A 25,011-nucleotide genomic window follows, 5' to 3' on the forward strand; every position below is an offset into this window, starting at 1 on the left:
CCTGTTGGCGAAATAATTACAAGTACGACAACATTATTCGTTTATAAATCAATTGGAACAGCTCCAAATAATTGTACTGACGAAAGTAGTTTTGTGGTAACTATTAATACATCTCCGATACTAACATTAATAAATACAAGTTGTAGTACTGATTTATTAACGTACAGTGTGTCATTTTCAGTATCGTCAAATAGTACTGTAATTACGTCTTCTGCAGGGACTGTTGGTTCTGGCAACATTACAGATATACCTGTAGGAACAGATATTACAATTACTGCATCAAACTCGGTAAACACATCCTGTGATGCTATTTTAAACGTAACAGCACCAAATTGTGCTTGTATATTTGTAGATGAGCCTATATCACCTAATAACCCGATTGTTTGTGAAGGATCTTCTACACCAAACTTAACTGTTGCTATACCTGGATTACCTGCTGTAGGGAATCAAATTAATTGGTATGATGCACCTGTTGGAGGCTCTCTTTTACAATCCAATAGTCTAACATATTTACCAACAGGTACTTTTATTCCGGGAACAACCTATACGTATTATGCTGAAGCAGAAGAATCTGTGACAGGTTGTGTAAGTAGTAGGATTGCTGTAACACTAACTTGGGTTACTAGTATTGTTGCAGAAACGGCTATGGATGTGTCCATATGTGGTTCGTATATTTTGCCGGCATTAAGTCAGAATAACACCTACTATACAGCGTCAGGTGGTCCAAATGGAACAGGCGTTGCGATTTCTGATTTTACAGAAATTACATCATCATCAACTTTATTTATATATGCAGAAGCTGGTACAAGCCCAAACACGTGTAGTGACGAGTCTAGTTTTAATATAATCATACAAGATGGTGCGCAAGCTAATATGGATATGGTTCCAATTGTTTACCAATTGTGTGACGATGCTTTGGATGGGGATGGAAACACAACTAATGATAGTGTGCAATTTGACTTAATAACACAAAATACTGATATTTTAGATGGTCAAAGTACAGCTAATTTTAGTGTGACTTATTACCTAACTCAAACCGATGCAAATGCAGGTTTAAACCCATTACCATTGGTCTATGAAAACATAAGCAATCCACAAATAATTTATGTGCGTGTTGATAATGATACTATGGCAGATGATGGTTCTGGTACCGGAGCAATGGTGGATACATCATTATGTTATGATATTGCAACACTAACGCTTCAAGTTAACCCGTTAGCAGATTTTGAGTTAGATGCTACTTACTTATTATGTGTTAATACCAATGGGACAGAAGTAATTAGTTCGCCCATTATTGATACTGGTTTAAATACTACTGACTATACTTTTGAATGGTTGTTAGAAAATGTTACAATTCCTGGAGCATCTGGAAATACTTTAGAACCATTAGTGGGCGGAAACTACTCTGTGATTGTAACTGATATTAGAACAAGTACAGTAACAGTGTGCGAAGCTTCTGCAACTACTGTAGTTATAGAGAGTGCACCACCAGTAGTAACTGTTGAAGTATTAACCGAAGCCTTTTCTGATGAACAAAATATTTTTGTGACAACTGTAGGTAATGGGGCTTCAGAATACGAGTTTAGTTTGGATAATGGACCTTGGGAAATAAATGTTCCAAACAATGGAACGTATACTTTTACAGATGTTGGAGCAGGAGATCATATTGTTACTGTAAGAGATCGTAATGGTTGTGGTGAGGCAAGTGCATCAGTATCTATTATTGGATATCCACATGTCTTTACACCAAATGGTGATGGTTATAATGATACTTGGGCTATTTATGGTATCGGAGACCAACCAGATGCTGTTATTTACATTTTTGATAGGTATGGTAAATTATTAAAACAATTAAGTCCAACAAGCTTAGGATGGGATGGGACATATAACGGAAATCTAATGCCTACAAACGACTATTGGTTTACAATAGACTATATGAGTGCTGATAATAATAGAAAGCAATTTAAAGCACACTTTACGTTAAAACGATAGTGCTTCTAATAAAAGAACAAAGCATAAAAAAGCCTGAACTATTGTTCAGGCTTTTTTTTATGATAAATAGTAAGTGAATTATTATTTAATAGCAATCATACTAATTTCTACATTTACAAATTTTGGTAAGTTAGCGACTTCAACCGTTTCTCTAGCAGGAGCAGTGGCATCATCAAAATAAGTACCATATACTTCATTAATTTGTGCAAAATTATGCATATCACTAATAAATATAGAGGTTTTAATAACGTTTTCAAAAGTCATGTCTGCAGCTTCTAAAACCGCTTTCATGTTTTCCATAACTTGTTTAGTTTCTGTTTTAATATCACCCATGACTAGTTCTCCAGTCTCAGGATGTAATGCTATTTGTCCTGACGTATATAACGTGTTTCCGCTTAAAACAGCTTGGTTGTAAGGACCGATTGGAGCAGGAGCTTTTGATGTAGAAATTATCTTTTTCATTATGTGTGTGTTTAATTTCCGCGTAAGCGAAATAATATAACTATTATAGACCTTCGTCAGGTTTGCGACGTTGTTCGTATTTTAAATCTTTTAGGATGCTAGACTTAATTCCAACAAAGAAATTCCAGCTATTATAAGTTCCAAATGGTACCCATGTAAAGTTCATTCTCCAACTTAATAAATCACGTTCAAAACGCAATTGTGTTAAACCAAAACCATTGTTTTTAAAATCATAACTTGAAGATCCTCCAATAGACCATTTAGGAGACAGCTCAATATCCCCTGAAAACATTAAGGAATGTGATGATATCTCATTTTGTCTTGTGCTATTACCATAGTTTACAGCGTAAGCAAATCTTAGGCTCCAAGGTATTTTGTTGTTGTAAAACTCGTCAGACTCTCGTTCTTCTTTTTCCTCATTATATTCAGAGCCTTGCTGCGCAGCAAAATCTTGAGACACACCAAACAAATCATCTGCACGACCACCACTTAGCAATCTATCGTCTACAGCATCATTTTGATTGTTTTTACCGCCATCTTTACTACTTAAACTATAACTTAAATTAAGATTAGCACTTGTTAATCTAAACAAGCTTCCTCCGTTATTTACATTAAAAGTGTTAATTCTTGTATTGTTTGTGTCTAGCGCGTAAGGGTCTAAAGTAGCTCCGAAATTGATACTCATTTTATTGTCAAATAACTGTGTTCCTCCAGTAACTCTAACAGGACTCCATTTTAAAGAATCTCCTGCGACATTATAAGACGTTGAAAAGTTAAGACTATTAAGTAATATTATTTTTTTAGATTCGGTTTTAGTCGAATCTGGATCTCTTACTTTGGCTTCAAAATTATTAGAAAGACCTAATCCTATAGAGCTTGAGAAGGTGTTATTAGGAGCGCCAAAAAGATTGTCTTCAAATCGCGTGTATTCACCTTTTGTAGTTCCGTCTGCATCAATAATCTCAAAATCGTCATAATAATTATCAAAAGCAGGATTAATATTATAACTAATACTTGGTCTAATAACGTGTCTTATGGCTTGCAGTTTTTTTCCTTCTTTGTCTTTATCAAAATTAAATACACCATAAAGTGTTGTTCCGATGCTGGTACTAAAATTATAAGTTCTGAAGGCATCAAAACCATTAACGTCTTGAGTTACTATTTCTTCATTGGTAGTATCATAATATTTTTCAACAGTTTTTAAAGTCCAATTTTCTTGAAAAGTTGTACTAGCAGATACACTAAAGTAGTCAAAAACCTTAAAGTTTGTGCTAATAGGAATGCTGTGTTGTGCTCCAATTTGGGCATCATCAAACATACCTGATTTAAAGAAAAGCGAATCTGTAGTGGTGATTCTGTTTTCTGCTTTTACGCTATATTGTAAGTTAATATTTTGAATTGCTCCTTTTTTAACGCCATCTTTTCCTGCAAAGGGATAAATTCTACTTAAACTACCTTGAAAAGTTGGTAGCGTCATACTAATAGATTCCGTTTGAGTATTTTGTGTATGCGTCGCAGTTAAACTCATGTTAGCCTGCGGTTCTCCTTCAAAGGTTTTAGAGTAAGATATAGAAGAAGATAAGGTGTTGTTTTGCGTGTTTGGCAGGTTTAACTGATTTATAGATTGTGTATAATAATTACTACTACCTAAGTTTACAGATGCTGAAAACCTAGAACTTGGATTGGCTTTACCATCTTGTGCATGCGACCAACGTAAGTTATAAATTGTTGATTTTGCATAATCTGGAAATCCACGCTCACTGGTAATTAAGTTTTCATATCTAAAACCTAAGTTTCCATTGTATTTATATCTAGTAGCATATTTGCTTTCTAATCTTAAACCGTAACTACCGTTAGTATAATAGTCTCCCATAACTGCTAAATCTACTCTGTCGCTTATAGGAAAGTAATATCCTCCATTTTGTAAAAAATAACCTCTGTTACCATCTTCTCCAAAACTAGGAAATAATATACCTGCACGACGTGTTTTTGTCAATGGAAAAAAAGCGAAAGGTAGACCAATGGGAGTAGGGACGTCATAAATAAACAAATTTGTTGGTCCTGTAATTACTTTTTTATTTGGGACTAGTTTTCCTTTTCTAATTAGAAAATAGTATTCTGGATCTTCTAAATTGTCTGATGTGGTAAATTTTGCGTTTTTTAGATAGTAAACGGAGTCATTGACACGCTTAGTAACTTCCGTTATTATTCGACCTTGGTCTTGTTCGGTTTGAGAATTGTAAATTAATCCTTTTCTAGTTTCTGTGTTAAACACAATAGAATCAGGCTCAATTACATTAGCACCTTGTTTAAATACTGGTCGTTGACTATAAACTCCTGAAGAATCCTTGATCCCTTTGGCGTAAACTAAATCTTTAGTGTAATCTATAATAATTAGTCCAGCAGAAATATCCATATCTTCATAAACCACTTGCGCTTCATTATAAAGATACATTTTAGCTTCTTTCTTTTTAAAAGACATATAATCTTTAGCTTTGTAAGAAATGGTGCTGCTTAATAAAGGTTTTGGTTTAATAGAATCTGTTACGACACTATCTGTTTCTTTTTTAGATCCTAATAATTGTTCTACGTTAATAGAAGTGGAATCTTTTAGTGTTGTAATGGGCTGTTCTTTTTCTTGAATAGCAGGTATTGACTCACCATCTTTAGGTAAATCCTGCTGTGCAAAGCTAAACGTGTTAATAAACACTGTAAAACTCAAAGTAAAAAGTATATGAAGACTATTTGTACGCAACGCTTTTAAATGTATTTTTGTAAAAGTATGGCTTGGTTTTTGAAAAGACAAAACTACATATATTTTTTTGTGAATGTTTTAATATTCGTTAAAATTTATAAATCATACTAATCGTAATAATAATTGGTTATAACTTATATGCAAACGTACATTTTTAAACTTATAGTATCCTTTATAATAGTATTAACATTTGGTAGTACCCAAACTATTACTGCACAATCTAATGATGGTAAATTTGTGGTGGTCTTAGATGCAGGTCATGGAGGAGATGACCCTGGTAATTTAGGTAATGGTCATAAAGAAAAGGATATTGCATTAAAAATAGTTTTAGAAGTTGGTAAAGCCTTAGAAGGTAAAAAGGATTTTAAAGTTATTTATACTAGAAAAACAGATGTGTTTATTGAGTTGCGCGAGCGTGCAGCTATTGCAAATAGAGCAGATGCAGATTTATTTGTGTCTGTACACTGTAATTCTCACTCGTCTCAAGCATCAGGTACAGAAACGTTTGTTTTAGGAGTCGCTAATACAAAACGTAACTTTGATGTCGCTAAAAAAGAGAACGAAGTTATTTTTTTAGAAAAAGATTATAAGAAAAATTATAAGGGATTTGACCCTAATGCACCAGAGTCATTAATTGGTTTGGCTTTACAACAAGAAGATTATGTAGAGCAGAGTATTAAATTAGCACGATTAATCGAAGATAATTTTATAGACCAATCTAAACGTAAAAGTAGAGGTATCAAACAAGCTAGTCTTTGGGTGTTACACAATACCTATATGCCAAGTGTTTTAGTAGAAGTTGGTTTTTTAACTAATAATGCAGAAGGTAAATTTTTAAATTCTAAAAGCGGACAGTCTAAAATGGCTACCTCTATCTTAAAAGCAGTTAATGCTTATAAAAAATCTTTAGATTTAAATGTTGGTGACAATTATATTGTAGATCCTGTTATTGAGGATACAATTTCTACTGCAAAAAAAACTATAAAAAACACAGTATTTAAAATACAGATAGCAGCTAGTGCTAAAGCTTTAGAGCCTAAAGCCTATAATTTTAAAGGTCTAAAAGAAATATCTAGAGAAAAGCAAGGACGTTTGTATAAGTATTATTATGGCTATACATCAGACTATAATATAGCTCAAAAACTACAAATTGAAGCTAAAAACAAAGGGTATAAAGACGCTTATATTGTTGCACTTAAGGATGGAAAGCAAATTAAACTATCGGAAGCCTTAAAAACCGACTCTAATTAGACCCATTCTTTTGTAATTTATTTCTAATTTTGTTACCAATCTAAATTTAGCATATTGAAACTAACACTTGAAGTTAAAACAGCCATACTAGTTATACTTGGAATAATCTTTTTCATTTTTGGATTTAGTTATTTAAAAGGGAATAACATTTTTGATTCTAACAACACGTATTATACAGAATTTGATTATAATTCGTTAGCAGTATCTGCACCAGTTACTATTAAAGGTAACAATGTGGGTAAGGTTAAAGAAATTATTTACGATTTTCAAACAGGTAAAACTAGAGTAGCCTTTTCTGTAGATAAGCAATTGCAATTTTCTAAAAATAGTACAATTAGTTTGTTTCAAACAGGACTAATGGGAGGTAATGCTTTGGAGATTATTCCGGCAGAAGATACTCAGATGGCTAAAAACGGAGATTTAATAAAATCATCAGTAAAAGAAGGTTTAGTAACAAGTCTATCTAGTGATTTCTCTCAATTAAGCACAAATTTAGACGGGACTTTAAAAACGGTAGATACCTTAATGGGTAATTTAAACGGTTTGGTTTCAGATCAATCAGGTGATGGTTTAAAAAGTACGTTAGCGGAGTTAAATGCTACTTTAAAATCATACAACGGTTTAGCAAACTCAATAAATTCATTAGTTAAAAAAAATGACCAAAATGTAACAGCAATGGTCGATAACTTTAATAAAACTAGCGTTAATTTAAATCAAATGAGCGAGAAGTTAAATAAAGTGGATATTACTAAAACAGTAGCCGATCTAGAAGCAACATTAGGTAGCGTAAATAGTATGCTTGCGGGTGTTAAAAACGGGGAAGGGTCTATTGGTAAACTATTAAATGACGATAAATTATATTCAAACTTAGAAGGAGCAGCATTACAAATGGAGCAACTTTTAGAGGATATGAAGCTTAATCCTAAACGTTATGTACATTTTTCTTTATTCGGAAAAAAAGCAAAACGTTATGATGCTGATGGAAACGAAATTAAAGAAGAAAAGAAAAATTAAGACCAAAACTAACTAAACAAACATGGAATACATACCAAATATAATTTTTGCTATCATACTTGCTGCAGGTATCGGTTATTTTGCAAATAATGTCAGAAAACTTGTTAGGAACATAAATTTAGGTAAAGATTTAGATGTCTCTGACAACAAACCACAACGCTGGAAAAACATGGCTTACATTGCTTTAGGGCAAAGTAAAATGGTGAAACGTCCAATAGCGGGAATTTTACATATTGTAGTTTACGTAGGATTTGTTATTATTAATATCGAAGTTTTAGAAATTATAATAGACGGATTATTTGGTACACACAGGATAGGACATTCAATCTTACCAAGCGCATTATATGGCTTTTTAATTGGTAGTTTTGAAGTTTTAGCATTACTAGTATTAGTCGCAGTTATTGTGTTTTGGATAAGACGTAACGTTATAAAACTAAAACGTTTCATGAGTTCAGAGATGAAAGGGTGGCCAAAATCAGATGGTAACATTATCCTTTATTTTGAAGTTGTTTTGATGTGCTTGTTTTTAGTAATGAATGCTACAGATACTGTATTTCAGGGGTACAATTCAGGAAATGTAATAAGTCAGTTTATAGCACCATTATTTGATGGATTATCAACATCTACATTACATATTATTGAGCGTGCTGCTTGGTGGATGCACATTGTGGGTATTTTAGCTTTCTTAAACTACTTATACTTTTCTAAGCATTTACACATCTTATTAGCATTTCCAAACACATATTACGGTAAGCTTACTCCAAAAGGACAATTTCCTAATAACCCAACGGTAACCAAGGAAGTTAAAATGATGATGGATCCAGATGCAGATCCGTTTGCAGCAGCGCCAGAAGGAGAAGAAGATGCAGTTCCAGAAAAATTTGGAGCAAGTGATGTACAAGATTTAAGTTGGGTAAACTTACTTAACGCTTACACGTGTACAGAGTGTGGACGTTGTACAAGCGAGTGCCCAGCAAACTTGACAGGTAAAAAATTATCACCACGTAAAATAATGATGGATACTAGAGATCGTCTAGTAGAAGTTGGTAAAAATATAGACGCTAACAAAGGGGTGTTTGTGGATGATGGAAAGCAATTATTGGGTGACTATGTTACAGACGAGGAGCTTTGGGCTTGTACAAGTTGTAACGCCTGTGTAGAGGCTTGTCCGGTAAGTATTGATCCATTAAATATTATCATGCAAATGCGTCAATATTCTGTAATGGAAAAAAGTGCGGCGCCTACAGAGTTAAATAACATGATGACTAATATAGAAAACAATGGTGCACCTTGGCCTTACAACCAAATGGACCGTTTAAACTGGAAAGACGAGTAAAATTATTTGGGCGTTACCACAAGGGTCGCGTTGGAATTTACCCTGAGCGCAGTCGAAGGGTTGTATCTTTTTTTGCCATTTATGGCAGCAAAAAAAGGATGCCATTACTACCGCTAACGCATAAAAAACAATGAGTTTTATATACAAAGTACCATCCAAAACAAGATTAATTAGTGGCATTGCCATATTAGTAATAGGACTGTTGTCATTCTTTGTTGTTGGCAAATTTGACACAGGAGGTTTGGGAGGTTTTTTAGCGGGCTTTTGTACAACACTAGGATTTGTATTAATTGTAACACGAAACAAAAAAGAATAATTAATTGAAATATAGCGTCTTAATACTACTAATCTTAACCTTTAGCTTATCTAAGCTACAGGCGCAAGATTATAAAAAAGACTCGCTTCAATTTAAAATAATTACTAGTATTAAGTACAAGTCTAGTAATGTAGAACATATCAAATTAAAAAAAGTGCTGTGTGATTTTTGTACAGAAAAACAGACAGAACAATTAGGATTACAAGCATTAAAGTTAGCAGCTTTAGAGCAGGACGATCCAAAAAATAAAATGAAAAACGGTATCAAGATTTTGTCTATTTACATCAGGTTATCTAAAATCGATTTTTCAGCAATAAAATAAAACTTAATTATGAGCGAAAAACTTATAGTGCCAACTATGGCAGAAATGATGACCCAAGGAAAAACTCCAGATATTTTATTCTGGGTAGGATCAGCAGGAAGTTATGACGATAGAGCAAAAAAAATAACAAAAGCATTTGTTAAGATATTAAACAAAGCCAATGTTAATTTTGCTGTATTAGGTACAGAAGAAAGTGCTACAGGAGATTTAGCTAAGCGTGCAGGAAACGAGTTTTTGTTTCAAATGCAAGCGTTTATGAATATTGAGGTGTTAAACGCATACGAGGTAAAACGTATTGTAACATGCGATCCGCACTCATATAATTGTTTAAAAAACGAATATCCAGAATTGGGTGGTAATTACGAAGTCTTACACCACACACAATTTATAAAACAATTAATAGACTCTAAAGTTATTCAAATAGAGAACAGTACATTTAGTGGTAAACGTATTACATTTCACGATCCTTGTTATTTAGGACGTGCAAACTCAGAGTATTTAGCACCAAGAGATGTGTTATCCGTTTTAAATGCTAATCTAATAGAGATGAAGCGTAGTAAATCTACAGCATTATGTTGTGGAGCAGGAGGTGCGCAAATGTTTAAAGAGCCAGAAAAAGGTAACAAAGACATAAATGAGCTTAGAACGGAAGACGCTCTAGAAACAAAACCAGATATTATCGCAACCGGTTGTCCATATTGTATGACTATGATGTCCGATGGTGTAAAAGTCAAAGAAAAGGAAAACGAAATACAAGTAATGGATATTGCGGAGCTTATCGCTAGCGCACAAAACCTATAATAAAATATGAAAAAGTATATTTTATCAGGTTTAATATCAGGGTTAGTATTTGCTTTAATTATGGCTGGTTGGGACTATTATAAAGAGTTGCCATTTTCTGTCATTAAATTTATAGCACATTTAGTTTTATTTGCAGCGCTTAACGGGTATTTAACGTATAGAAGAGATCACAAAAAATTGAATAAATAATAAGTATAGACTAACTAATACGCATTTAGTAGTAGTTAACAACTCAGTAATAATGGCAAACGATATATTTCTTTTAAACATTTCAGGACAGGATAAGCCAGGATTAACATCAAGTTTAACTAATGTATTAGCCAATTATGGCGCTAAGGTTTTAGATATTGGACAAGCCAATATACATGATACACTATCCTTAGGTTTTTTGTTTGAGATAGAGTCCGGAAATAACTCGGCTGCAGTACTAAAAGATTTATTGTTTAAGGCGTATGAGCTTGGTGTTAAAGCTAAGTTTACACCAATTTCTTTAGACGATTATGAAAACTGGGTTAGTTTACAAGGTAAAGACAGATACATTGTGACTATTTTGGGAGATAAGTTAACTGCTGAGCAAATATCGGAAGTCACTAAGTTTATTTCTGATAAAAACTTAAATATTGATGCCATTAAACGTTTAACCGGTCGTACGTCTTTAGTGCAGGAAGCCGAATATCCTAGAGCATCCATTCAGTTGTCTATTAGAGGTAAAATAGAAAGTAAGTCTGAATTTACAGAAAAATTCATGCAAATTTCTCATGATTTAGATGTAGATATTGCATTTCAGGAAGATAATATTTATAGACGTAATAGACGTTTGGTTTGTTTTGATATGGATTCAACACTTATTCAAGCAGAAGTTATTGATAAATTAGCAGAATTAGCAGGTGTTGGTGATGAAGTAAAAGCAATTACGGAATCAGCAATGCAAGGAGAAATAGATTTTAATGAAAGTTTTATACAACGTATGAGACTATTAAAGGGATTAAGTGAAGATGTCTTACATGACGTTGCCATTAATCTACCAATAACTAAAGGGGCAAGACGTTTAATTGATACTTTAAAAAAGTACGGTTTTAAAACCGCTATTTTATCAGGAGGTTTTACCTATTTTGGACATTATCTGCAAAAAGAATTGGGTATGGATTATGTCTATGCTAATCAATTAGAAATTAAAGATGGCGTTCTAACTGGCGGTTATCTTGGAGATATTGTAGATGGTAATAAAAAGGCGGAATACCTTAAAGAAATAGCAGAAAAAGAAGGGATTGATATCAGTCAAACCATAGCAGTTGGAGATGGAGCAAATGACTTGCCAATGCTTAATTTAGCAGGGTTAGGAATTGCATTTCATGCCAAGCCAAAAGTAAAAAACAATGCCCAAAGTGCCATTTCTAGCATAGGATTAGATGGTGTCTTGTATTTACTAGGGTATCACGATAGACATATAGATTTAATAGAATAACAACAATATAATGTTAGTAGATTTTAACACATTACCAGAAACTTCAAGAGTTTGGATTTACCAAGCTAACCGTTCTTTTTCAGATACAGAATTAGAAGATATTAAGTCGAAATTAGATGTTTTTATAGAAAGTTGGACAGCACATGGTGCTGACTTAAAATCTGGTTATGACATCAGATATAAGCGATTTATTATTATCGCTTTAGATCAAGAACTAAATCAAGCTACGGGTTGTAGTATTGATGCTTCTGTTGTTTTTATTCAGCAATTAGAAAAAGAATACGACGTTGACTTATTAGATAAAATGAATGTGTCTTATAAGCAAGGTGAATTTGTAGCACACAAAACGTTAACAGATTTCAGAAAAATGGCGAAGCAAAAAGCCGTTTCTAAAAACACGATTGTATTTAACAATCTAGTGACCAATATTGAAGAACTTAACGAAAGTTGGGAAGTACCGGCAAGCGAGAGCTGGCACAATCGTTTTTTGAGTTAAATTGTTCAAAAAACGCTTATAATTCTATCATAAAGTCCTTTATTAATAATCTTAAAAGTACTAATTTGGCATAGTTTTTAGTGGTATATTAAAGTACCACTTAAAAAGTCAAATTCAGTATATGCAATATTTAAAAGCCCTCATCTTATTTTTAGTGTTTTCTAGTGTTTTACACGCTCAAGACACGCCTGATCCTTTATTGGATAAAGACCCAATCGCCCAGAAACAATGGGTTGATGATTTATATGACGCCATGACTTTAGAAGAGAAAATTGGACAGTTGTATATGGTTCAGGTTTTTTCTAATCAATCAGAATTAGAAAAAAGTAATGTTATTAATTTAATTAGAGATAATAAAATTGGAGGTGTAATTTATTCTAAAGGAGGTCCTGTTAGACAAGCAAAACTAAATAACGAACTTCAAGCAGTTTCAAAAGTGCCGTTATTAGTTGGTATTGATGCGGAATGGGGCTTGAGTATGCGTTTAGATTCTACGTATGCTTTTCCTTGGAATATGACTTTAGGAGCCATTCAAAACAATCAATTAATTGAGCAAACAGGTCGTCAGTTAGGAGAGCATTGCAAACGCATAGGTGTTCATTTTAATTTTGCACCTGTAGTAGATATTAACACAAATCCAAATAATCCTATTATTGGAAACCGTTCTTTTGGAGAAGATAGAGATAATGTTACTGAAAAAGCTTTAGCCTTTATGAAAGGGATGCAAAACGCTGGCGTATTAGCCAATGCAAAACATTTCCCAGGTCATGGAGATACGGATTCAGATTCTCATAAAACATTACCAACAGTTACATTTGACGAAAAACGTATTGACTCAGTAGAGTTATACCCATATAGAAGATTAATAAAAGAAGGCTTATCAAGTGTCATGGTGGCACATCTTAACATACCTAGTTTAGAACCAAGAGATGGTTACCCATCAACATTATCAGAAAACATAGTAACTAATATATTAAAGCAACGTTTAGGTTTTAAAGGTTTAATATTTACGGATGCTTTAACCATGAAGGGTGCCTCAAATTTTAGCGCACCTGGAGACATTGATTTAGCTGCTTTTCAAGCTGGTAATGACGTGATGTTAATGTCTGGAGATGTTCCAACTGCTATTGCTAAGTTTATTGAAGCTTATAATAATCAGGATATTTCAGAAGCACGTTTAGCGCATTCAGTTAAAAAAATACTTAAAGCCAAATATAAAGTAGGTTTAAATAATTATAGACCTGTTAGTCCATATCACCTTGTATCTGATTTAAATAGAATTAAAGATGATGCATTGTATGAGATGCTAATGGAAAATGCCATTACAATTGCAAGAGATACAACTAATCAATTACCACTTAGAAATCTTGAGACTAAAAAAATAGCTTATGTAAAGCTTGGTAGTGCGGATGGTTCTTATTTTGTAGATGAGCTTAAAAAGTACACTAAAGTACATGAAGTGTCCTCTGACAATTTAGACGAATTGATTGTGAAATTACAAAACTATAATACGGTAATAGTAGGGTTTCATAAGTCTAATGCTAGTCCTTGGAAAAGTTATAAGTTTTCAAATAAAGAATTAGTGTGGTTGCAGGAAATAGCTAGAACTAATAATGTTATTTTAGATGTTTTTGCTAAACCTTATGCGCTTTTAGATTTAAAGTCAGTTACTAATATAGAAAGTGTAGTAGTTAGTTATCAAAATAGTAAAATCTCTCAAGAAAAATCGGCTCAGCTAATTTTCGGAGCTATAGCCGCTCGAGGTAAATTACCTGTTTCGGCTGGACCATATTTTAAAGTAGGAGAAGGGAAACAAGAAAACTCTTTAGAGCGTTTAGGATATAGTATTCCAGAACGTGTTGGTATGTCTAGTTATGCTTTAAAAAAGATTGACTCTATAGCTAATCACGCTGTTAATGGTAAAATGACACCTGGTATACAGTTGATAATAGCTAGAAAAGGAAAAGTAATTTATAACAAAAATTTTGGTAAACATACGTACGAAGGTTCGGAGCAAGTAAAACCAGATGATATTTATGACATTGCTTCATTAACTAAAATTGTAGCAACGTTACCATTGCTAATGGAGTTAGAAGAACAAGGTATTGTGAATTTAGATACCAAACTTTCGGAAATTATTCCATTGTATAAAAACTCGAATAAAAAGAATATCACTTTAAAAAAAATGTTATCGCATTACGCACAATTAAAACCGTGGATTCCGTTTTATTTCGCAACATTAGATCCTGACACTAAACAACCTTCGACAAAATATTATAGAAAAGTTAAGTCTCAGGGTTTTTCTATTAAAGTCTCTCCAGAATTGTATTTAAGAGACGACTATAAAGATTCTATTAATACTAGAATTAAAGATACTGATTTATTAACGCGATTAAAATATAGATATAGTGATTTACCTTACTATATTTTAAAACAATACATAGAATCGCACTATGATAAACGTTTAGACGAGTTAACTGCAGACCATTTTTACAAATCTTTAGGTGCTAATAACACGATGTACAATCCATATAATAAAGTTAGTAATAGTCGTATTGTCCCAACTGAAATAGATGACTATTACAGATATCAAAAAGTACAAGGTTACGTGCATGATATGGGTGCAGCTATGCAAGACGGTGTAGGAGGTCACGCAGGTGTTTTTAGTAATGCTAATGATATTGCTAAGATTATGCAATTGTATTTACAAAAAGGATACTATGGTGGACGTCGTTATTTTAAAACAGAAACGTTAGATAAATTTAATACCTGTTATTATTGCGAAAGTAATAATAGGAGAGGGATTGGGTTTGATAAACCTCAATTAGGAGATGCTGGCCCAACTTGTGGTTGTGTAAGTATGACTAGTTTTGGACATTCAGGATTTACAGGGACCTATGCTTGGGCAGATCCAGAACAAGAAATTGTATATGTTTTTATGGCTAATAGAACGTATCCATCTTCAAAAGGTCCCAATACACTATTAAGACAAGATATTAGAACCAATATTCAAGCAGCCATTTACGATGCAATTATAGATTAAATTGTAAAGTTTTTAAAAATAATCAGACCAAGTATTAAACCATAGATATTACATGAAAATAGGTATTGTTTGTTATCCAACATTTGGAGGAAGTGGCGTAGTAGCAACAGAGTTAGGTTTAGAGTTATCAAAACGTGGTCATGAGATTCACTTTATTACTTATAATCAGCCTGTAAGACTAGAATTGTTAGGTAACAATGTGCATTTTCATGAAGTAAATGTACCAGAATACCCTTTGTTTCATTACCAACCTTATGAGTTAGCTTTATCTAGTAAGCTTGTGGATATGGTAAAACTGCATGGTATTGAAGTTTTACACGTACATTATGCAATTCCGCACGCATACGCAGCCTATATGGCTCAAAAAATGCTTAGAGAAGATAATATATATGTGCCAATAGTAACGACTTTACACGGTACGGATATTACTTTAGTGGGGAGTCATCCATTCTATAAACCAGCAGTAACATTTAGTATAAATAAATCAGATGCTGTTACAGCGGTGTCTCAAAGCTTAAAAGACGATACGTTACGTTTATTTGATATTAAAAATGATATTCATGTAGTGACTAACTTTATAGATATTACAAAGTTTAGTAATGGATTTACAGATTGTCAACGTGGCATGATGGCAAATGAAGACGAAAAGATTATTACTCACATTAGTAATATGCGAGAAGTAAAGCGCATACCTGATGTTATTAATATTTTTAACAAAATTCAGAAAAAAATTCCTGCAAAATTAATGATGGTTGGAGAAGGTCCAGAAAGGGAACCGGCCGAACGTTTATGCGAACAATTGGGAATTATGGATAAAGTAGTCTTTTTTGGTAATAGTAATGAGATAGACAGAATACTATGTTTTTCAGATTTATTTTTACTGCCAAGTAAAACGGAAAGTTTTGGATTATCTGCTTTAGAAGCTATGGCATCAGGTGTTCCGGTTATATCAAGTAATACAGGAGGGATTCCAGAAGTAAATAAAGAAGGTTTTTCTGGTTATTTAAGTGATGTGGGAGATGTAGAAAGTATGAGTGAAAATGCAATTAAAATCTTGGAAGATGATGCAATATTAAATCAATTTAAAATAAATGCTAAGGAGCAAGCTAAAACATTTGATATTCATCAAATTGTTCCGCAGTACGAAGCAATATATCAAGAGACCTTAAATAAATGTAAAATATTAAATTAAGAACATAAATAAACCACCTAAAATGGTGGTTTTTTTATGTTTAATGATGATTGTTATTAAAATCTATAACGTACACTTAATGCGATATCAAAATCTAAATCATCTCTGTAGTCTCCAAACCCTAATTCTGGTCTAAAATCTAAAGCTAATTGTAAAGGAATATCAAAATTGTATTCAACACCAATATCTCCAGCTGCAAAAACAAAAGTTTCATCATCAATAGCATTGTTATCAAAGCTATAAGATCCAACACCACCACCAACTCCAGCGTACCAATTAAAGTCTCCGTCCAAAACCCAAACCCATTGGTATAATCCGGCTAGTTTAAATCCATTATACGCACTTCCTGTACGCCATCCTAAATCTACTTCTAATCTGTTATTGTCACCTAAAGCACGTTGGTAAGAGATTTCTGCTCCAAAGCCATCACTATCTCCTAATCTTAATCCAATAGCATTATCAGCAATATCCTGACCATACGTCAATGTTGCAAATCCAAAAATCGCAAAAGCGAATAAAAAATATTTTTTCATGTTAATTTGTTTATTAGTTATACTATATACGTCTAAACGGTATGCTTAGATTGTTTAGTACAAATATATTGTGATTATAATTTACTTATTCTTAAATTAAATTTAAAATTGAGGTATAAAAAAAGGTTGGAAACATATGTTTACCAACCTTTTTCAACTTAAACTAACTAACTATTTTGTAGTTCTATTTTTCAATAGAAACATCAATTCTTCTGTTTTTTGCTCTTCCTTCAGCAGTACCGTTATCAGCAATCGGATCAGCAGATCCCATTCCTTTTGTATTAACACGAGAAGTAGCAACACCCATTTCAACTAATTTATTTTTTACTGAAAGTGCTCTGCTAGCAGATAATTTATTATTTCCTGCTACAGATCCTGTATTATCAGTATGACCTCTAAATAAAATCTTTACTTCAGGATACGCTTTCATTATAGCTGCAACGTTTTCAATTTGATTCATAGAATTTGCATCTAAAGAAGAAGATCCAGTGTTAAAGTATAATCTATCAAAAGCATAGTACTTTCCAGCTTCAAACTTTCCGTCTTTGATATAACTTAAGAAGTTATCTTCAAATCCACCTTCTGGAATGTTTAATTTTGTTCCGTTTGGTAAATCAGAGCTAAAAAAGTTTCCGATAGCTTCACCAAAAGCATTAACTACATTACCTGAAGCATCTACAATACCACCTGCAACATTACCTATCGCTTTTCCTGTAGCATCTACTGCATTACCTGCAGCGTCAACAGTTTTGTTTATTACATTACCTGCAGCGTCAACTGTATTACCGATAGCGTTACCAGTTGCATCTACAGCATTTCCTGCAGCGTCTACTGTTTTGTTTACGGCGTTACCTGCAGCATCTACAGCAGAGTTTGCTGTGTTTGAAATAGCGCCTGTCGTTTCGTTTGCAGCATTTTTTACATTATCTAATATAGACTTATCACTATCACAACCTTTTACTAAAAAGAATGCTAGTAACAATCCAATAATTCCAATTGCCCAAGGTAAAATCTTTTTAATTAAAGATCCTCCAGCTTTTCCTGCGCTTCCTGCTAAACCTGCAGCAGCACCACCTATTTTACCAACACCATCAATAGCGCCTTTTCCAACGTTACCTGCAACACCTGCAGCAGCACCACCTATTTTTCCAACACCATCAACAGCACCTTTTCCAAGGTTACCAGCAACACCTGCAGCACCACCTATTATTTTTCCTGCACCATCAACAGCACCTTTTCCAAGGTTACCAGCAACACCTGCAGTACCACCAATTATTTTTCCTGCGCCATCAACAGCACCTTTTCCAAGGTTACCTGCAACATCTGCAGCACCACCAACTAGTTTACCAGCACCATCTAAAGCAGCTTTTCCTGTATCACCAGCAAAACCTAAAGCACCACCAGCTAAACTTCCTAATTTATCAGAAATTCCAGAAAAAGAACTTAAACCTAATAAAGAAGCTAATCCAGCAGGAGCAAACTTGTCTAAAAAGCTACCTTGTCCAGATAACATTCCAACAAAACTTCCTAAATCCATTCCTGAAGATTTTTGTTTTCCTAAAACACCACCTAAAACAGACCCTGCAACACTTAATATAGATGAAGACGAATCTTTACCCATTCCTGATACAGAGCTTACTAAATCAATAACTCCAGAAGCTTTATCTCCTAATATATTTTTTACAAAATCTAACCCTTTATTTAAAAAACCATCAGATTTTTCACCGCCTGCACCTAATGCATTTGATAAATTACCCATTTCGGCACCATCACCTAACATGTTAAAAATTGAAGCAGCACCTTCCGTTGTAGAGGCTTTGTCCATAATACCACCTAATAATGCAGGTGCAGCAGCCATAAGCCCTTTTTGTATTGTTTCTGTTTTCTCTCCTCCAACTAGGTTAGATACATTGCTAAGTACGTTGTCTGATAATTGTTCTTTGAATAAGTTTAATAGATTTGTTGACATTTATTTTGTTTTATGTTAATTGTTAATAATACAAATGTAATTATCTAACTATCTTTCCTATTTTTGAGAGCATACTAAATGTTTCATATCGTTAAAACGCTTATTTTACCGATGAAACACGTAAAATATTGATTTTTTTGTAATTATTAAAGGGTAATATGGATTTAAACAAGTTGAAAAACAGTTTATTAGGAGAATTGTATCATGATGATTTAACAAAATCCATTTATGCAACAGATGCTTCTGTTTATAGAATGCTGCCTTTAGCGGTTGCTTACCCTAAAAATAAAGAGGATATAAAACAACTTATAACTTTTGCTAAACAAAACAATACATCTTTAATACCAAGAACAGCAGGAACATCCTTAGCGGGACAATGTGTAGGTACAGGAATTGTAGTGGATGTGTCTAAGCATTTTACAGACATCCTATCTATAGACTTAAATAATAAGACAGTTACTGTACAACCTGGAGTGGTTAGAGATCAATTAAATAACTACCTTAAACCACATGGTTTATTTTTTGGTCCCAATACCTCTACATCTAACCGTTGCATGATTGGCGGTATGGTTGGTAATAACTCATCAGGTACAACTTCCATAAAGTATGGCGTAACAAGAGATAAGGTTATTGCGTTACAAACCATATTAAGCGATGGAAGTGAAGCGGAATTTAAAAGTTTGTCTAAAGACGAATTTAAACAGAAATTGACATTAAACACTTTAGAAGGTCAAATCTATAATCAAATACAAAACGATGTTTTTACTGAAGACGCTAAGGCTGAAATTTTAAAACATTTTCCTAAGCCCGAAATACATAGAAGAAACACTGGGTATGCTTTGGATAAGATTTTAAATTCTGAAGGTATTAACCTTTGTAACTTATTAACAGGAAGCGAGGGTACATTAGCATTTACAACACAAATAACATTAAAACTAGACGATTTACCTCTTGAAAATAGAGTAATGGTTGCATTGCATTTTAAAACTATTGAAGACTGTTTAAATGCTGTAAATCCAGTAATGGAGCATGATTTGTATACTTGCGAAATGATGGACAAAACCATTTTAGATTTAACAAAGCACAATAAAACGCAACAAGACAATCGCTATTTTATACAAGGAGATCCGGAAGCTATTTTAATGTGTGAAGTTAGAGGTGTTAGTCTAGAGGATGCTACGTTAAAGGCTGAAAATTTGATTTTCTCTGCAAAAAATAACACCAAAAGCTATGCTAACCCTATATTAATTGAAGATCAAATAGATAAAGCTAATAATTTAAGGAGCGCTGGGTTAGGATTGTTAGGTAACATGATTGGCGATAAAAAAGCAGTGGCTTGTATTGAAGATACAGCTGTGGCGTTGCCAGATTTAGCAAATTACATTTCTGATTTTACGGCTTTAATGAAAGGGTACAATCAAAAAGCGGTCTACTATGCGCATGCGGGAGCAGGAGAGTTGCATTTGCGTCCTATTTTAGATTTAAAAAAGAAAGAAGATGTTAAGTTGTTCCGACAAATCACAACTGATGTTGCGTTTTTAGTTAAAAAATATAAGGGCTCTTTTAGTGGAGAGCATGGCGATGGTATTGTTAGAGGGGAATTTGTAGAATTAATGATTGGTGATAAAAACTATCAATTATTAAAACGTATTAAGTCTTCTTTTGATCCAAACAACATATTTAATCCTGGGAAAATAGTAGATGCGTTTCCAATGGATAAAAATTTACGTTATCAAACAGATAGCGTAACTCCAGAAATTAAGACTATTTTAGATTTTTCTAAATCGGAAGGTGTCTTGCGTGAAGCAGAAAAATGTAATGGCTCTGGTGACTGTAGAAAACTTCCAGAATTTGGAGGTACAATGTGTCCTAGTTATCGCGCAACAAAAAATGAAAAAGATACGACAAGAGCAAGAGCAAATGCGTTAAGAGAATACTTGACAAACTCAGAGAAAGCAAACAAGTTTAATCATGAAGAATTGAAGTCGGTTTTTGATTTATGCTTAAGTTGTAAAGCATGTTCTAGTGAGTGTCCAAGTAGTGTAGATGTTGCTAGTTTAAAAGCTGAGTTTTTATATCAATATCAGAAAGAAAACGGAACATCTTTAAGAACAAAACTCTTTGCTTACAATGATAAGTTAAATCATTTAGGGAGACGCTTTAAGGGAGTTACAAATTTTATGTTTTCTAATACTGTAACATCATCTTTGATTAAAAAAAGTATTGGTGTTGCACCTAAAAGAAGTTTGCCTTTATTATCAAGTAAAACTTTAATTAAGGAGTATCAATTAATTAAAAAAGAATTAGTTAGTAAAAATTATATTAAAACGGTGTATTTGTTTAATGATGAATTTACTAATCAATTAGATTCTGAAATTGGTAAAGATGCAATACAGTTATTAATAGGTTTAAATTACAATGTAAAGCTTGTAGATAATGTAGAATCGGGTCGTGCATTTATGTCTAAAGGACTATTAGAACAGGCTAAAAAAGTGGGCGATAAAAATGTGTCAATTTTTAAAGATTTAGTTTCAGAAAACACGCCTTTAATTGGTATTGAGCCTTCTGCTATTTTATCCTTTAAAGATGAATATCCTAGATTGGTCGACGACAAAATTTCCGCGAAAGCGATAGCAGAACACACGTATTTAATTGAAGCTTTTTTATCTAACGAAATAGCATTAGGAAAGATAACTTCGGCACAGTTTTCTGAGGAGGTTAAAACAATTAAATTTCATGGGCATTGCCATCAAAAAGCACAGTCTAGTCAAATTTACAGTTTTAATGTATTGAATCTTCCTAAAAACTATAAAGTAACATTAATACCCAGTGGGTGTTGTGGTATGGCGGGAAGTTTTGGTTACGAAAAAGAGCATTACGAAGTTAGTATGCAAGTAGGAGAACAAACCTTGTTTCCAGCTGTAAGAAAAGCGCCAATGACCACAGTTATAAGTGCTAATGGGACAAGTTGTAGGCATCAAATAAAAGATGGAACACAACGCGTAGCATTACATCCAATAACTATTTTAAAGCAAGCGTTGTTGTAATTATTGTGTAACACTATAACTAATTAACGTTTGATTATTTAGTACAGATAAACTTGTTGGTAATTGACTTAAATCCACACCAATACCTTCTAAGATACTTACAGTATTAGCATTTAATGTGTAACCGCCAATCGCTTCTGCTTTTACAAGTCCTATATCTTCTGCGTAATAACTATTTACTGATAATACAGGGGTTGTGTCATCTAATATCGGGATGGTTTGGGTAATGCCAAAAGTAACTTCTGTTGTTACAGATAGTGTTAAACTTATATTAGCTGAAGTAATAGAGTTGTAAGTCGTGTTGTCCACCGTTAACGTTTCCAAATTAGCTAATTGCGTGCTTGTTAGTGTGTAATTAATGGTTATTGGGTATTCTTCAAAATCTTGAGTAAATACTCCTGATTGTGTTGATAATAACTCACCATTAGCGGCTTGTGTATTATAAAGTAAGGCATTTTCTAGTTCAATTTGTAAATCAAAACCATCTATTGGTAATTCTACAGTACCGTTTGAGATTAATGTTGTTTCTGTGCGGGTTAATGCACCGCTTGTTAAAATCCCACTCATGATACCATTTGGAATGCCATTTTGATTTACACTTAATGAAAATCCTGTATTTGTTTGGCTTTCTACTTCTATAAAATCTGTGCTAATTACAGTTTGGTTAGTGTCGTTATCTGTGTTTTGCACCTCATAATTCCAAGTGTTACCCATGTTTAAAGGGAAGAAATCACCAGTAAATTGTTGTTGAGTTAAACCATTATTATCATCTAAGTCAGAACTAGAACAGTTGAAAATAACGGTACAAATAGCAAAAAGCAGAGTAAGTTTTAATGGCTTCATTTTAATATTGTTTTTAACAAATAAACAATAACTAAAACTAACAGCACAAATTTAAAATGTTATTTAGGTGTTTTAAAAGGTTTCATAACTGTAATTGCAGCAATTAATTCTTGTTCCGACATGTCTTTCAATTCTTCGTCTGCATAAAAGGCAGATAGTTTATCTTCACTATACCTGTAAAGCTTCCAACGGTTAAACTGATATTCTAAAGCAGTAAAATTCTCTACCCAATCTCCGGAGTTTAAGTAGTTTGTTTTCCCTTTTTTAGTTTCTACTATTTCGTTTTTTGGTTGATGGATATGTCCGCAAATAACATAGTCATAACCATTCTCTATAGCTAAGTCTGTTGCTGTTTTTTCAAAATCGCTGATAAACTTAACTGCTCCTTTGACACTGTTTTTTATTTTTTTTGATAATGAGTAGCGTTCCTTTCCAAAAGTAATTAGTAGCCAATTTATTAATCTGTTTATTAAAATTAAAAGATCGTAACCGTAGGCACCAAGTTTAGCTAACCATTTGGCACTTTGTATGGAAGCATCAAAGACATCGCCATGAAAAAACCATGCTTTTTTACCGTCCAATTCTAGAACTAACTTATTAACTATTGAAATATTTCCTATTTCAGAATCCGTGAATTTTCTAAGCATTTCGTCATGGTTTCCCGTTATGTATGTCACTTTTGTGCCTTTAGCAGCTAAAGCCACAATTTTTTTAATGACCTGCATATGTGATTTCGGAAAATACCGTTTGCTAAATTGCCAAACATCAATAATATCCCCATTTAGAATTAAATGTTTGGGATCTACGCTACTTAAATAGGTTAGTAGCTGCTTTGCATGGCAGCCATAAGTGCCTAAGTGCACATCCGATATAACAACAATCTCAACTTTTCTTTTTAATTTCAAAGCAATTGGGGTTTCAATTATGATATGCAAATATCAGTTTTTAGTGTTAATCAAACATTATTGGATAATTATCTAATTATGAGCGAATTGTTAAGTTAATATTATCAATTTTTTGAAGTTGAATTTACTTCAGTTTTGTTTGGCTATTATTTATGATTACTTTAGCGTAAATTAATTGATTTATGGCAGGTAATAGCTTCGGAAACTTATTTAAACTAACCACATTTGGCGAGTCACATGGTGTCGCAATTGGTGGAATTATAGATGGATGCCCTCCAGGAATCGAATTAGATTTAGAGGCTATCCAGGCAGAAATGAATAGACGTAAACCTGGCCAATCTGCTATTGTAACACAACGTAAAGAACCAGACGAAGTTAAGTTTTTGTCAGGTGTGTTTGAAGGTGTAACTACCGGAACACCAATTGGTTTTGTTATAGAAAATTCTAATCAAAAATCTCACGATTACTCACATATTAAAGATAGTTATAGACCTAGTCATGCTGATTATGTTTACGACAAAAAATATGGTTTAAGAGATTATAGAGGTGGAGGACGTAGCTCTGCAAGAGAAACCGCAAGTCGCGTAGTTGCAGGTGCTATCGCTAAGCAAATGCTTAAAAATGTAAAAATTAATGCGTTTACATCTTCGGTTGGAGATATCTTTATAGATAAACCATATCAAGATTTAGACTTTTCTAATATAGAAAGTAACGATGTGCGTTGTCCGGATTCAGCTATAGCTGAAAAAATGATTGACCGCATTAAGCAAATTCGTAAAGAAGGAGATACTATTGGAGGTACAGTAACTTGTGTTTTACAGAATGTGCCTATTGGATTAGGAGAACCTGTTTTTGATAAATTACATGCCGAATTAGGTAAAGCCATGTTATCTATTAATGCTGTTAAAGGCTTTGAATATGGTAGCGGATTTTGTGGCGCAAAAATGAAAGGTAGTGAGCATAACGATTTATTTAATATAGACGGAAGCACTAAAACTAATCTTTCAGGAGGTATTCAAGGTGGTATTAGCAACGGAATGGATATTTATTTTAGAGTGGCTTTTAAGCCTGTTGCAACCATCATGCAAAATCAAGAAACGATAAATAAGGACGGCGAAAAAGTAGAAATGCACGGTAAAGGACGTCATGATCCTTGTGTTGTGCCAAGAGCGGTACCTATAGTGGAAGCTATGGCAGCATTGGTTTTAGCGGATTATTTATTGATCAATAAAACGTACTCATAAAACCCGTATTACAATTATAAATATC

General features: G+C 33.3%; 20 protein-coding genes. 14 read left to right on the top strand and 6 right to left on the bottom strand.

All coding sequences use genetic code 11. The features are described 5' to 3' along the window. On the top strand, window positions 1-1,992 hold a 1,992-nt coding region (locus BMZ09_RS16350), incomplete at its 5' end, for a T9SS type B sorting domain-containing protein (protein WP_245741138.1). An 81-nt stretch (window positions 1,993-2,073) separates the two neighbouring features. On the opposite strand, the gene BMZ09_RS11390 is transcribed toward BMZ09_RS16350, so the two are convergent. Then, on the bottom strand, window positions 2,074-2,454 hold the full coding sequence (locus tag BMZ09_RS11390) for a RidA family protein (RefSeq protein WP_090840670.1): 381 nt from the start codon (window positions 2,452-2,454) through the stop codon (window positions 2,074-2,076). A gap of 43 nt (window positions 2,455-2,497) precedes the next feature. Continuing rightward, the gene (locus tag BMZ09_RS11395; protein ID WP_090840672.1) at window positions 2,498-5,260 is read right to left on the bottom strand and encodes a putative LPS assembly protein LptD; all 2,763 of its coding nucleotides are present in this window, start codon (window positions 5,258-5,260) and stop codon (window positions 2,498-2,500) included. A gap of 87 nt (window positions 5,261-5,347) precedes the next feature. On the opposite strand from BMZ09_RS11395, the gene BMZ09_RS11400 reads away from it, so the two are divergent. From BMZ09_RS11400 to bshA, 11 genes are all read left to right on the top strand, one after another. Next, a complete protein-coding gene (locus BMZ09_RS11400) occupies window positions 5,348-6,460 on the top strand; it encodes an N-acetylmuramoyl-L-alanine amidase family protein (RefSeq protein WP_090840674.1) in 1,113 nt (370 codons plus the stop codon). Between the two features lie 54 nt (window positions 6,461-6,514). Continuing rightward, a complete protein-coding gene (locus BMZ09_RS11405; protein WP_090840676.1) occupies window positions 6,515-7,474 on the top strand; it encodes an MlaD family protein in 960 nt (319 codons plus the stop codon). Between the two features lie 22 nt (window positions 7,475-7,496). Beyond that, complete coding sequence (locus BMZ09_RS11410; protein ID WP_090840678.1) at window positions 7,497-8,810, top strand: 4Fe-4S dicluster domain-containing protein; 1,314 nt, start codon at window positions 7,497-7,499, stop codon at window positions 8,808-8,810. Window positions 8,811-8,940: 130 nt separating this feature from the next. Next, window positions 8,941-9,126: a hypothetical protein gene (locus BMZ09_RS16060; protein ID WP_101203815.1), complete on the top strand. Its 186-nt coding sequence runs from the start codon at window positions 8,941-8,943 to the stop codon at window positions 9,124-9,126. A gap of 4 nt (window positions 9,127-9,130) precedes the next feature. Beyond that, window positions 9,131-9,448: a hypothetical protein gene (locus BMZ09_RS11420; RefSeq protein ID WP_245741139.1), complete on the top strand. Its 318-nt coding sequence runs from the start codon at window positions 9,131-9,133 to the stop codon at window positions 9,446-9,448. Window positions 9,449-9,457: 9 nt separating this feature from the next. Beyond that, window positions 9,458-10,249, top strand: a complete 792-nt coding sequence (locus BMZ09_RS11425; RefSeq protein WP_090840683.1) for a (Fe-S)-binding protein — start codon at window positions 9,458-9,460, stop codon at window positions 10,247-10,249. Between the two features lie 6 nt (window positions 10,250-10,255). Continuing rightward, window positions 10,256-10,438 (top strand): hypothetical protein, encoded by a 183-nt coding sequence (locus BMZ09_RS11430; RefSeq protein ID WP_090840685.1) that lies wholly within the window; start codon window positions 10,256-10,258, stop codon window positions 10,436-10,438. Between the two features lie 52 nt (window positions 10,439-10,490). Next, a complete protein-coding gene (serB, locus tag BMZ09_RS11435; RefSeq protein WP_090840687.1) occupies window positions 10,491-11,714 on the top strand; it encodes a phosphoserine phosphatase SerB in 1,224 nt (407 codons plus the stop codon). A gap of 10 nt (window positions 11,715-11,724) precedes the next feature. Further along, entirely contained in the window at window positions 11,725-12,210 is a 486-nt protein-coding gene (locus BMZ09_RS11440; protein WP_090840689.1) for an ABC transporter ATPase, read from the top strand. A 121-nt stretch (window positions 12,211-12,331) separates the two neighbouring features. Further along, complete coding sequence (locus tag BMZ09_RS11445; protein ID WP_090840691.1) at window positions 12,332-15,253, top strand: serine hydrolase domain-containing protein; 2,922 nt, start codon at window positions 12,332-12,334, stop codon at window positions 15,251-15,253. Between the two features lie 52 nt (window positions 15,254-15,305). Next, complete coding sequence (bshA, locus tag BMZ09_RS11450) at window positions 15,306-16,445, top strand: N-acetyl-alpha-D-glucosaminyl L-malate synthase BshA (RefSeq protein ID WP_090840693.1); 1,140 nt, start codon at window positions 15,306-15,308, stop codon at window positions 16,443-16,445. Window positions 16,446-16,501: 56 nt separating this feature from the next. Here the strand turns inward: bshA and BMZ09_RS11455 are convergent, their stop codons facing one another. Both BMZ09_RS11455 and BMZ09_RS16375 read right to left on the bottom strand, forming a co-directional pair. Next, window positions 16,502-16,978, bottom strand: coding sequence for a hypothetical protein (locus tag BMZ09_RS11455; RefSeq protein ID WP_090840695.1), 477 nt, complete (start codon window positions 16,976-16,978; stop codon window positions 16,502-16,504). A gap of 184 nt (window positions 16,979-17,162) precedes the next feature. Beyond that, a complete protein-coding gene (locus tag BMZ09_RS16375) occupies window positions 17,163-18,947 on the bottom strand; it encodes an OmpA family protein (RefSeq protein ID WP_090840697.1) in 1,785 nt (594 codons plus the stop codon). A 158-nt stretch (window positions 18,948-19,105) separates the two neighbouring features. On the opposite strand from BMZ09_RS16375, the gene BMZ09_RS11465 reads away from it, so the two are divergent. Next, window positions 19,106-21,994 carry an FAD-binding and (Fe-S)-binding domain-containing protein gene (locus tag BMZ09_RS11465; protein ID WP_090840699.1) on the top strand — a complete coding sequence of 963 codons (2,889 nt, stop codon included), beginning with the start codon at window positions 19,106-19,108 and terminating at the stop codon, window positions 21,992-21,994. Here BMZ09_RS11465 and BMZ09_RS11470 read toward each other — a convergent pair whose 3' ends face one another. After that, complete coding sequence (locus BMZ09_RS11470; protein ID WP_090840701.1) at window positions 21,995-22,837, bottom strand: hypothetical protein; 843 nt, start codon at window positions 22,835-22,837, stop codon at window positions 21,995-21,997. It lies immediately after the preceding gene. Between the two features lie 59 nt (window positions 22,838-22,896). Next, window positions 22,897-23,742, bottom strand: coding sequence for a UDP-2,3-diacylglucosamine diphosphatase (locus tag BMZ09_RS11475; RefSeq protein WP_090840703.1), 846 nt, complete (start codon window positions 23,740-23,742; stop codon window positions 22,897-22,899). A 182-nt stretch (window positions 23,743-23,924) separates the two neighbouring features. Between BMZ09_RS11475 and aroC the strand changes: the two genes are divergently transcribed. Then, window positions 23,925-24,986, top strand: coding sequence for a chorismate synthase (gene aroC, locus BMZ09_RS11480; protein ID WP_090840705.1), 1,062 nt, complete (start codon window positions 23,925-23,927; stop codon window positions 24,984-24,986). Window positions 24,987-25,011: the final 25 nt, after the last annotated feature.

The organism is Olleya namhaensis (genome assembly GCF_900114005.1).
In the GTDB taxonomy this organism is placed as follows: domain Bacteria; phylum Bacteroidota; class Bacteroidia; order Flavobacteriales; family Flavobacteriaceae; genus Olleya; species Olleya namhaensis.